At 65.4% G+C, this 9,804-nt stretch carries 12 protein-coding genes and 1 pseudogene; 1 reads left to right on the top strand and 12 read right to left on the bottom strand.

From position 1 onward, the window contains the following. Positions 1-153, bottom strand: a pseudogene (locus tag Q7W29_14910) (ATP-dependent Clp protease ATP-binding subunit ClpX). A gap of 685 nt (positions 154-838) precedes the next feature. Between Q7W29_14910 and Q7W29_14905 the strand changes: the two are divergent. Further along, entirely contained in the window at positions 839-1,075 is a 237-nt protein-coding gene (locus Q7W29_14905; GenBank protein MDO9173111.1) for a hypothetical protein, read from the top strand. Positions 1,076-1,223: 148 nt separating this feature from the next. On the opposite strand, the gene Q7W29_14900 is transcribed toward Q7W29_14905, so the two are convergent. The 11 genes from Q7W29_14900 to Q7W29_14850 all read right to left on the bottom strand — a co-directional run bounded on the left by Q7W29_14900 (position 1,224) and on the right by Q7W29_14850 (position 9,587). Continuing rightward, entirely contained in the window at positions 1,224-2,309 is a 1,086-nt protein-coding gene (locus Q7W29_14900) for a protein phosphatase 2C domain-containing protein (protein MDO9173110.1), read from the bottom strand. A 109-nt stretch (positions 2,310-2,418) separates the two neighbouring features. Further along, positions 2,419-2,844, bottom strand: coding sequence for an ATP synthase F1 subunit epsilon (gene atpC / locus Q7W29_14895; protein ID MDO9173109.1), 426 nt, complete (start codon positions 2,842-2,844; stop codon positions 2,419-2,421). A 3-nt stretch (positions 2,845-2,847) separates the two neighbouring features. Next, positions 2,848-4,260: a F0F1 ATP synthase subunit beta gene (gene atpD, locus Q7W29_14890; protein ID MDO9173108.1), complete on the bottom strand. Its 1,413-nt coding sequence runs from the start codon at positions 4,258-4,260 to the stop codon at positions 2,848-2,850. 32 nt (positions 4,261-4,292) lie between these two features. Next, positions 4,293-5,162, bottom strand: a complete 870-nt coding sequence (gene atpG / locus Q7W29_14885) for an ATP synthase F1 subunit gamma (GenBank protein ID MDO9173107.1) — start codon at positions 5,160-5,162, stop codon at positions 4,293-4,295. Between the two features lie 10 nt (positions 5,163-5,172). Continuing rightward, on the bottom strand, positions 5,173-6,684 hold the full coding sequence (gene atpA, locus Q7W29_14880) for a F0F1 ATP synthase subunit alpha (protein ID MDO9173106.1): 1,512 nt from the start codon (positions 6,682-6,684) through the stop codon (positions 5,173-5,175). A 15-nt stretch (positions 6,685-6,699) separates the two neighbouring features. After that, positions 6,700-7,248 carry an ATP synthase F1 subunit delta gene (gene atpH / locus Q7W29_14875; protein ID MDO9173105.1) on the bottom strand — a complete coding sequence of 183 codons (549 nt, stop codon included), beginning with the start codon at positions 7,246-7,248 and terminating at the stop codon, positions 6,700-6,702. After that, positions 7,241-7,732 (bottom strand): F0F1 ATP synthase subunit B, encoded by a 492-nt coding sequence (gene atpF / locus Q7W29_14870; protein ID MDO9173104.1) that lies wholly within the window; start codon positions 7,730-7,732, stop codon positions 7,241-7,243. The genes atpH and atpF overlap by 8 nt, the downstream gene beginning before the upstream one ends. 92 nt (positions 7,733-7,824) lie before the next feature. Next, on the bottom strand, positions 7,825-8,055 hold the full coding sequence (atpE, locus tag Q7W29_14865; GenBank protein ID MDO9173103.1) for an ATP synthase F0 subunit C: 231 nt from the start codon (positions 8,053-8,055) through the stop codon (positions 7,825-7,827). A 51-nt stretch (positions 8,056-8,106) separates the two neighbouring features. After that, a complete protein-coding gene (gene atpB / locus Q7W29_14860; GenBank protein MDO9173102.1) occupies positions 8,107-9,015 on the bottom strand; it encodes a F0F1 ATP synthase subunit A in 909 nt (302 codons plus the stop codon). Next, positions 9,005-9,409, bottom strand: a complete 405-nt coding sequence (locus Q7W29_14855) for a hypothetical protein (GenBank protein MDO9173101.1) — start codon at positions 9,407-9,409, stop codon at positions 9,005-9,007. The genes atpB and Q7W29_14855 overlap by 11 nt, the downstream gene beginning before the upstream one ends. A 28-nt stretch (positions 9,410-9,437) precedes the next feature. Next, entirely contained in the window at positions 9,438-9,587 is a 150-nt protein-coding gene (locus Q7W29_14850; GenBank protein ID MDO9173100.1) for a hypothetical protein, read from the bottom strand. Positions 9,588-9,804: the final 217 nt, after the last annotated feature.

The following is a 9,804-nucleotide window of genomic DNA, read 5'->3' as shown; positions in this document are numbered from 1 at the left end:
GATCGCGCGCGCGAAGCCCTCCCTGACGCGGCGGTCGCGGTAGCCGAGACCCAGGTAGTGGCTGTACACCGCGACGGCGAGGTCGCGCTTCGCCAGGTCCTGGCCGTGGACGTAGCGGTCGAGGAAGGCGACGATCTCCAGGGGGGTGGGGAGCTGGCGGGGGGGCATGGATATCATTTCTCCCTCACATGATCGCTCATGAGTATCGATCGATTGTAATCCTAGCCGAGTCGCTCTATGACTTCGGCTGAGCCGCTAGGCTGGTGGCCTCGCAGGAAAAATCTGTTCTGTCGTGACAGGGAACAAGTAAATCAGGATAGCATGTCTGGCATCGTTTGGCGGCTACACGAGGAGGATATCACTTTCTGGAATAGGAGTTCCATGGCAAACTCCGCGTGGGTATATACTCCACTATGGAAATCGACATCATTGCATCCTGGGGGTTCTGAATGCCCGGACTCCAGACCCACTCGATCAGGACAGGCAGCCGCTGGCAGTGCCTAGCCGGATTCCGGATACGTCGCATCCTGTCTGCCGATCTCTTCATGGAAATGGCCTCGGCGAGCCAACCGGCTGCCACCACCGGTGTGGCCGGTCACTGCCGAGAGCGCTGGACGGATCTGGCCGGCATCCTTGGTCGTCAACTCGTACGCGCCTATTACAGGTGCTCACCGCCGATTGCAGGTGTTCTCCAGCATCATCGGTTCCTGAGTCAATTCACTCGCTTGACTCTAGTTGGACCCGTTGCCCGCTTTGCGACATGGAGGAATCGAAAGAACTAAGAGAAGGCGGCGGCAGCGATTTCTAATACCGCGACATACCGTAAAGGAGAGCTTAGATGGGACTCAAGAAACAACTGACCGATCTTGCCGAAACGTTAGAAGTTTTCGTTGAATCATCATATGCGGCGTTTTCGGTTTCAAGAAAGCAAATATTGGATATGTCCAATTTTATTGCAACTGTCGCAAACAGATATCCTGTGGGATCAGAGGTGACTGTGCCGATTGCCGCGGCTCAGGTTACTGCAGCATATTTAAGAAATCTAATCAAGGACATGCCTAACGATAGGTCGTGAAATTAACAATTCCCTTCTTTAAGATATTAGATTCCTGTATTGCTCTGTGAGCGTGGTTTATGGTGTGATGAAGGTAATAGCGCGAGCCAATGACCGCTCAATTCCCTGAGATACCGCCTGGATTGAATTTCTAGTGCTATGAAATGTATCATTTACTAAGGGCAAGCAAGGTGGCTAGGCGCCGGAATGCACGTCGTGTCTCCTGGGTGCCGTCTTCTTCGATCGTGTCGAGTAGGATCGCGATTTCTTTCTTCTGGATCAAAATATGTTGCTCGTCTAAATAGTCTAGAACTTCTAGCATACCGGCCGAGTCTCGAGATTCCGCTGCTTCGCGCAAAAAAATCAGCCCTGCGCGCTGAAGAATGTGCTTCGGCACTGGGGGATTAATCGCGGATGTTCCGGAGCGGACTAATCTGCGGCAGCGTTGCAGGGTCGGTTCGTCAATATTTATTCGACGTACCATTGCGGTAGTTGCATCATCGCGTCCCTCACTCTGGTGGGCTTTGATCAGACTCTCGAAAACTGCGGATTCGAGATCGTTCCTCTCGAATATGTGGCGGAAAATCTGGTCGATGCCAGGAAGTTCGTGACATCCGTCGGTTACCGCGATCAGCATGTCACCTTCAAGGAGGGGCGCTGTCAACACGGTCACATCTCCCAAGACACCATAACCCACTGCTCGTGTCAGTGCGTGTGCGAACCGAACCGCACCCGAGCACAGAACCAACTCGCCGGCGATCGTTGCGGGTTTTGAACAGGTGTCATCCTGGGTTAGCTTTTCGACTCCGTCCACGCTTAATCGGTAGAGCCGGGAGTCGCCGATACTCACGAAGCGACAGTGATCATCGCCAATCCTCCACACAACAAGCACCATGGTCGTGGTGGCGCCCCGCGCAGCGCCTTCGAGTTCCTGGACGTCGCCGTGGGCGATTTGTACGGCTTCTGCCATCCGGCGATTGAGATTGCCGCTGCCACTCTGCAGCGCTCCGATCACCGATCTACAAGCCGTCTCCGACGCCCGCCAGTCGTAAGCGTGTGATCCCACACCGTCGCAGACAACCAGCGCCAGGGCCTGATCTTCTTCCAGCAGAGTGTTCGACACACAATCGCCGTTGCGGGCTTTATCTGGACCCCGTCTCGATGTCGTGTAGATTTCGTAGCTCACTTCGGACGAATTCATAATCATGATGTTAGCATAGTAGACATCATTGGTACAGATGCCGAAATCTAACATAAATCAGGATACGAGCATACAGGCGACCTCGTTGCTCTAGGCGATCGCTGCCATAAGCAGCAGCCCTCCGCTCGTGCGGGGGTTGCTTGAGGGATTGATGACCCTTAGGCTACTTCCCCTTCTTGGCCGCGATCAGCCGCGCCTTCGCCCGCTCCAGCGCCGCCTCCGCCCGCGCCACGTCGACCTTCGCGTTGGCCGGCTCCAGCAGCAGCTTCTTCGCCCGCTCCAGCGCCGCCTCGGCCCTGGTGACGTCGATCTGGTTGGAGGGCTCGCAGCTGTCGACCATGACCGAGACGCGGTTGTTCGCCACCTCGACGAAGCCGCGGCTCACCGCGAAGTGGCTCACCGAGCCGGCGGCGTCGCTGTCGTCGTGGCGCAGGGTCACCACGCCGGGGACCAGCGCGGTCACCAGCGGGGCGTGGTTGGCCCAGATGCCCAGGTAGCCCGCGATGCCCGGCAGGGTCAGCGACACGGCGTCCGTCTCGAGCAGCTGCTGCTCGGCGGTGGTGATGGTGACCTTGAAGGAGTTGGCCATCGGTCAGCCTTCCGCCTGCATCTTCTCGAACTTCTCGAGCACTTCCTCGATGCCGCCGCACATGTAGAAGGCCTGCTCGGGCACGTGGTCGTACTCGCCGGCGACGATGGCCTTGAAGCTGCGGACGGTGTCCTCGAGCTTCACGTAGCGGCCGGCCATGCCGGTGAACTGCTCGGCCACGAAGAAGGGCTGAGAGAGGAACTTCTGGATCTTGCGGGCGCGCTGCACGGCGAGCTTGTCCTCGTCGCTCAGCTCGTCCATGCCCAGGATCGCGATGATGTCCTGCAGGTCCTTGTAGCGCTGCAGCACGCCCTGGACCGAGCGGGCCACGTCGTAGTGGTCCTGGCCGATGTAGCGCGGGTCGAGGATGCGGCTGGAGGAGTCCAGCGGGTCCACGGCCGGGTAGATGCCCAGCTCGGCGATCTGGCGCGAGAGCACCGTCGTGGCGTCGAGGTGCGAGAACGCGGTCGCGGGGGCGGGGTCGGTGAGGTCGTCGGCGGGCACGTAGATGGCCTGCACCGAGGTGATCGAGCCGTTGCGCGTCGAGGTAATGCGCTCCTGCAGGGCGCCCATCTCGGTGGCCAGGGTCGGCTGGTAGCCCACGGCGCTGGGCATGCGGCCCAGCAGCGCGGACACCTCGGAGCCGGCCTGCGTGAAGCGGAAGATGTTGTCGATGAACAGCAGCACGTCCTGCTTCATCTCGTCGCGGAAGTGCTCGGCCATGGTCAGGCCGGACAGGGCCACGCGCAGGCGGGCTCCGGGCGGCTCGTTCATCTGTCCGAAGACCAGCGCCGTGTTCTTGATGACGCCGGACTCGTTCATCTCCAGGTAGAGGTCGTTGCCCTCGCGCGTGCGCTCGCCCACGCCGCAGAACACGGAGTAGCCGCCGTGCTCGGTGGCGATGGCGTGGATCAGCTCCATCACGATGACCGTCTTGCCCACGCCGGCGCCGCCGAACAGGCCGATCTTGCCGCCCTTGACGTAGGGCGCCAGCAGGTCGACGACCTTGATGCCGGTCTCGAAGACCTCGTTGGACTCGCCCTGGTCCTCGAGCGACGGCGGCGCGTGGTGGATGGGCGCCGTCTTCTCGGGGTGGGGCACGTCGCCCTTGCCATCGATGGGCTTGCCCAGCAGGTTGAACAGGCGGCCCAGGCTCTGCTCGCCCACGGGCACGCGGATGGGGCCGCCGGTGTCCAGCGCCTTCATGCCGCGCACCAGTCCGTCGGTCGAATCCATGGCGATGCAGCGCACCTGGTTGTTGCCGGTGTGCTGGGCCACCTCGACGATCAGGTCGATCTCCTTCGCCGCGTCGGCGATCCTGATGGCGTTGAGGATGTCGGGCAGGTGGTCCGAGTCGAACTCGAGGTCCACCGTGGGCCCGATCACCTGCACGACGCGTCCGTAGTTCTCGGCCATGTCCTTGTCATCTCCTTGCTGGACCAAGCGGGCTACAGGGCGTTGGCCCCGCCCACGATCTCGCTGATCTCCTGGGTGATGGCGGCCTGGCGCTCGCGGTTGCGCTTGAGCGTGAGGGCCTCGATCAGTTCGCCGGCGTTCTCGGTGGCGGCCGACATGCTGGTCATGCGCGCGCCGTGCTCGCTGGCGAAGGCCTCGCACAGCGTGATGTAGACGCGGTTGCGCAGGTACTGGGGCAGCAGCGCGGCGAAGAGGGCGTCGCGGCCGGGCTCCCAGATGTAGTCGACAGCGGTCTTCGCCGCGTCGACACCGCCGGCGGGCGGCGCCACCGGCAGCAGCGTGTCCAGCGCCGGGCGCTGGGTCAGCGTGCTGATGAAGGCCGCGTAGGCCAGCAGCACCTCGTCGGCTTCGCCCTCGGTGAACATCCTCACCACGTCGTCGGCGACGCGCCGGGCCTTGTCGTCGCTGGCGCTGGCGGCGAAGTCGTCGTGCGCGGCGACCACGTCGTAGCCGCGCTTGCGGAAGTAGTCGCGCGCCTTGCGCCCGATGGCGTAGATCGCGCAGGGACGCCCCTCGGCAATCGACGCGTCCGCGGCCCGCTGCGCCACGCGCATCACGTTCATGTTGTAGGCGCCGCAGAGGCCCTTGTCCGAGGTCACCACGACCACCAGGCGGCGGTGCACGGCGCGGCGCTCCAGGTACGGGTGCCCGGAATCGCCCGACTCGGCCAGGCGCTGCAGCAGCTCGGCCAGCTTGTGCGAGTACGGGCGCGCCGAGACCAGGCGGTCCTGGGCGCGGCGCAGCTTGGCGGCCGAGACCATCTTCATGGCCTTGGTGATCTGCTGCGTCGAGCGGACCGAGCGGATCCGCTTGTTGATCGTCTTGATGCCGGCGCCGGCCACGGACGACCTCCTAGGCTTCCTTGCGCGAGGACTTGAACTCCTCGATGGCGTGCTTCAGGGCGTCCTCGGTCGCGGGCTCGAGCTTGCCCGAGGTGCGGATGTCGTGCAGCACGCCGCTGTGCTTCTCGTCCAGGAACACGTACAGGTCCGCCTCCCACTGCTTCAGCACGGCGACCGGCAGGTCGTCGAGGTAGCCGCGGGTGCCGGCGTAGATGATCGCGACCTGCTTCTCCACCGGCAGGGGCACGTACTGGCCCTGCTTGAGGATCTCGACCATGCGCTCGCCGCGCGTGAGCTGGCGCAGCGTGGCCTTGTCCAGGTCGCTGCCGAACTGCGCGAAGGCCTGCAGTTCGCGGTACTGGGCGAGGTCGAGGCGCAGCGAGCCGGCGATCTTCTTCATGGCCTTGGTCTGGGCGCTGCCGCCCACGCGGGACACCGAGATGCCCACGTTGATGGCGGGGCGCACGCCCTGGTAGAACAGGTCGTTCTCCAGGAAGATCTGGCCGTCGGTGATCGAGATCACGTTGGTCGGGATGTAGGCCGACACGTCCGAGGCCTGGGTCTCGATGATCGGCAGCGCCGTCAGCGAGCCGCCGCCGTTCTCGTCGCTCAGCTTCACGGCGCGCTCGAGCAGGCGGGAGTGCAGGTAGAAGACGTCGCCGGGGAAGGCCTCGCGTCCGGGCGGGCGCCGCAGCAGCAGCGACAGCTGGCGGTAGGCGTTGGCCTGCTTGGAGAGGTCGTCGTAGATCACCAGCGTGTGCTTGCCCTGCCACATGAAGTGCTCGGCCATGGCGCAGCCGGCGTAGGGGGCGATGAAGAGCATCGGGGCGGGCTCGCTGGCCGAGGCGGAGATGATGGTCGTGTAGGCCATGGCGCCGTGTTCCTGCAGGGTCCGGTAGACCTGCGCCACGGTCGACTGCTTCTGGCCGATGGCCACGTAGAAGCAGTAAACGCCCGAGTCCTTCTGGTTGATGATCGTGTCGATGGCGATGGCCGTCTTGCCGGTCTGGCGGTCGCCGATGATCAGCTCGCGCTGGCCGCGGCCGATGGGGATCATCGAGTCGATGGCCTTCAGGCCGGTCATCAGCGGTTCCTTGACCGGCTGGCGCGCGATGACGCCCGGCGCCTTGACCTCGATCTTGCGGGTCTGCGTGCTGGCGATCGGGCCCTTGCCGTCCAGCGGCTGGCCGACGGCGTTCACCACGCGGCCGATCACGGCGTCGCCCACCGGCACCTCGGCGATGCGCCCGGTGCGGGTGACCTGGTCGCCCTCCTTGATGTGGGTGTCGTCGCCGAAGATGGCGGCGCCCACGGAGTTCTCCTCCAGGTTCAGGACCATGCCGAAGATGTCGCCGGGGAACTTGATGAGCTCGCCGGCCATCACGTCCTGCAGGCCGTAGATGCGGGCGATGCCGTCGCCCACCTGCAGGATGGTGCCGACGCTCTCGACCCCGAGGTCGCGGTCGTACTTCTGCAGCTCCTGCGAGAGGACGGAGCTGATCTCTTCTGGCCTGAGTTTCAAGGCTCTCTCCTCGTTCTAGCGAACGTTGGTCCGGAACAGTTGCGCGCGCAGCTTGTCCAGGTTCGTCCTGACGGTCCCGTCGATGACGCGGTCGCCCATGGTCACGCGGACGCCCCCGAGCACGGCGGGGTCCACGGTCTTGGTCAGCAGCAGCCGGCGGCCGGTCAGCTTCTCGAGCCTGGCGGTCAGGTCGCGCTCGAGGTCGTCGGGCAGCGGCACGGCCGTGACGACGGTCGCGCGGGACAGGCCCTGCGACTCCTCGACCATGGCCGCGAACTCCCGCTGGATGTCCGCGACGTGCTGGACCCGGTTCTTGTCGATCAGCAGCAGCAGGAAGTGCAGCAGCGTCGCCTCGACGCGGCCGGTGAACAGCTTGCGCACCAGCGCGGTCTTCTCGTCGTGGGCGACCTGGGGGCCCTCGAGGAAGGCGACCAGCGCCGGGTTCTGCCCGAGCGCCGCGATCACTCCGACGAACGACTCGGCCACGCCGTCCAGCTCGCCGGCCTCGCGGGCGGCGAGCATCAGGGCGCGGGCGTAGCGCGTCTCGACGCCGCGGTCACGCATGCGGCATCTCCCCGAGGCTGTCGATGTACTCGCGCACGAGGCGCCGGTGCGTCTCCGGGTCGAGCTTCGTGTTCAGGAGCATCTCGGTCGAGGCGACCGCCAGGGTCACCACCTCGTCGCGCAGGACGACCTGGGCCTTGTGGGCCTCGACGTCGATGTCCTGGCGCGCCTTGTCGAGCGTGGCGTCGGCCTTCTCGCGGGCCTCGGCCCTGATCCGCTCGGCGATCTCCTCGCCGCGCTTGACCGCCTCCTGCACCCGCTCGCGCTCGATGACCTTGATGTCGCCGATCTTCGACTCGAACTCGCCGCGCAGCGTCTGCGCCTCGGTCTTCGCCGTCTCCGCCTTGGCGAAGTCGTCGCGGATCTTGGCGCGCCGGGCGTCGAGCAGGTCGAGGATCGGCTTCCAGGCGAACTTCGCGAGCACCCAGACGACGATCACGAAGCCGATGATGTTCGTCAGGATGACCCTGATGTCCAGATGCATGTCCGAACCTTTCGCGGTCTAATGGACGCCGTCGAACGGCCCGCAACGGGCCCCGCGGACCGCGGGCGTCCCGGGAACCCGTCGGCGGCCTGTCAGCCCAGCTTGCCCATCAGCAGGATGACGGACAGCAGCGCGTAGATCGTCAACGCCTCGATGAAGGCGCAGCCGATGATCATCGCGGTCTGGATCTGGCCGATGGCCTCGGGCTGGCGGCCCATGGCCTCCATCGCGGAACCGATGGCGCGGCCCAGGCCGAGGCCCGAACCGACGGCGGCGATGCCGACGCCCAGGGGCAGAGCCAGTCCCAGCAGGTTGTTCTCCATGTCTCCTCCTCACCTTTCACGGTCGTGGTTGACGGGTCGGACTAACGGACCTCAGTGCCCGTGCCCCGCCGCGGCGTGCTCGTGCTCGCCGTGCGGCAGCATCAGGGCGATGTAGATCGTCGACAGCAGCGTGAAGACCAGCGCCTGGATGGTGCTGGTCAGCATCGCCAGGAACATGATGGGCACCTGGATCGGCAGCCCGAAGGGCAGGTGCGCGAACGAGAGCATGCCGGCGCCCAGCACCACGAACACGGCCAGCAGCTTGTCCTCGCCCATGATGTTGCCGAACAGTCGCAGGCTCAGGCTCAGCGGCTTGATGAACTCGCCGAGCACGTGCAGCGGGAACATCAGGGGCACGAAGCCCCACTCCAGGCCGCTGCGCGGCGAACCGGCCAGGTGGTGCAGGTAGCCCAGCGGGCCGTTCTCCTTGATGCCGATGAACTGCACGTACAGGAAGGTGCAGAGCGCCAGCGAGACGGTCGTGTTGATGCTCGAGGTCGAGGCGTGCAGGAACGGCACCAGGCCCATGAAGTTGTTGATCAGGATGAACATGAACAGCGTGCCGAGGTACGGCGTGTAGCGGCGCGCGCTCGGCCCGATCGCGCCCTCGACCAGGCCGTACAGGCCGTCGACCAGCATCTCGATCGCCACGTGGAAGCGCGACGGCTCGTCGGTGGGCCGCGAGGCCACCCGCAGCAGCACGGTCATGATGATCAGCGCCGCGATCGCCGAGAACAGCGGGTCCAGGTAGCCGGCCCGGTCGCCGGCCAGCCGGTCGCCCCAGAAGATGCTGATGAAGTTCGGCAGGTGGTAGAGGTCGCTCGCTTCGGCGTGCTCGCCGGCCGCGGCGTGCTCTTCAACCGCGGCGTGCTCGTCGGCCGCCACCGCGGGCAGGGCCGCGAAGGCGAGCACGGCCAGGGCCGCGGCGAGGAACGTCAGGCGCTTCAGCTTACTCGTCATCGCGACTCCGCGGCTCGGTGCGAGGGAGCTGCAATCCGGGCCGGAGCACGATCCCGACCACGACCAGCATGACCAACAGGAGCGAGAACCCCAGGGCGCAGGCCTGCAGGGAGGCGACGCCGGACAGCAGGACCCAGATGCCGGCGGCGTACAGGGCAACCTTCCCCGCCATGAGCAGGAGCAGGGCGCGGCGGTCGCGCGGCTCGCCGGGCGCCACCAGGGCCTGCCGGACCAGCCGTTCGAGCAGCCAGAACCCCGCGACGCCCCAGAGGGCGGCGCCCAGGAAGCTCAGCGCGGCCCGCGGCGTCGCCGCGAGGAACATCACCGCGGTGCCGGCGGCGGCTGCCGCCAGGGTCCACCGGCGGGTCCGGGCCAGGATCGACGTCGTGTCCAAGCCATCCCCGCTGCGCTCGCGCGCGTGTTCATTTCCGTGACAGCAGCAACCAGATCTGCCGGGCCGACGCCGCGAGACCCAGCATCGCGCCGCAGGCTTCGAAGAGCGGCGAGCGGCCCCAGCGGCCCGCAGCCAACGTGCCCAAGTAGTAGCCCAGGGCCGGCCCCACGATCAGCATCAATGGGATCGTGGTGTAGGTCCCCACGTCCCGCAGCTGGCGGCCACGCTCCTGTTGGGTCGGGCGGCGTCTCAAATCAGCCCCCCGCGCGGCGGCGCCCACAATGAGTTACCGGCCACGCGGCTTGTCAACCGGATATCGGAGTCATTTTCACCATTAACAGCGTTCCGCGGGATCGGACGTCACTTCTGGGGCGCGGGGGCGCCCGGCTGCTGCG

Source organism: bacterium (genome assembly GCA_030654305.1).
GTDB lineage: Bacteria > Krumholzibacteriota > Krumholzibacteriia > LZORAL124-64-63 > LZORAL124-64-63 > PNOJ01.
Note: the sequence above shows the minus strand (reverse complement) of the source record. Positions and strands in the feature narration are given on the sequence as shown.

Coding starts and splice junctions, on each gene's coding strand:
- atpD (MDO9173108.1), bottom strand. CDS start 4,260: ATGGCCGAGAACTACGGACGCGTCGTGCAGGTGATCGGGCCCACGGTG.
- atpF (MDO9173104.1), bottom strand. CDS start 7,732: ATGCATCTGGACATCAGGGTCATCCTGACGAACATCATCGGCTTCGTG.
- Q7W29_14905 (MDO9173111.1), top strand. CDS start 839: ATGGGACTCAAGAAACAACTGACCGATCTTGCCGAAACGTTAGAAGTT.
- atpE (MDO9173103.1), bottom strand. CDS start 8,055: ATGGAGAACAACCTGCTGGGACTGGCTCTGCCCCTGGGCGTCGGCATC.
- Q7W29_14900 (MDO9173110.1), bottom strand. CDS start 2,309: ATGTTAGATTTCGGCATCTGTACCAATGATGTCTACTATGCTAACATC.
- atpB (MDO9173102.1), bottom strand. CDS start 9,015: ATGACGAGTAAGCTGAAGCGCCTGACGTTCCTCGCCGCGGCCCTGGCC.
- atpH (MDO9173105.1), bottom strand. CDS start 7,248: ATGCGTGACCGCGGCGTCGAGACGCGCTACGCCCGCGCCCTGATGCTC.
- Q7W29_14850 (MDO9173100.1), bottom strand. CDS start 9,587: ATGCTGATCGTGGGGCCGGCCCTGGGCTACTACTTGGGCACGTTGGCT.
- atpC (MDO9173109.1), bottom strand. CDS start 2,844: ATGGCCAACTCCTTCAAGGTCACCATCACCACCGCCGAGCAGCAGCTG.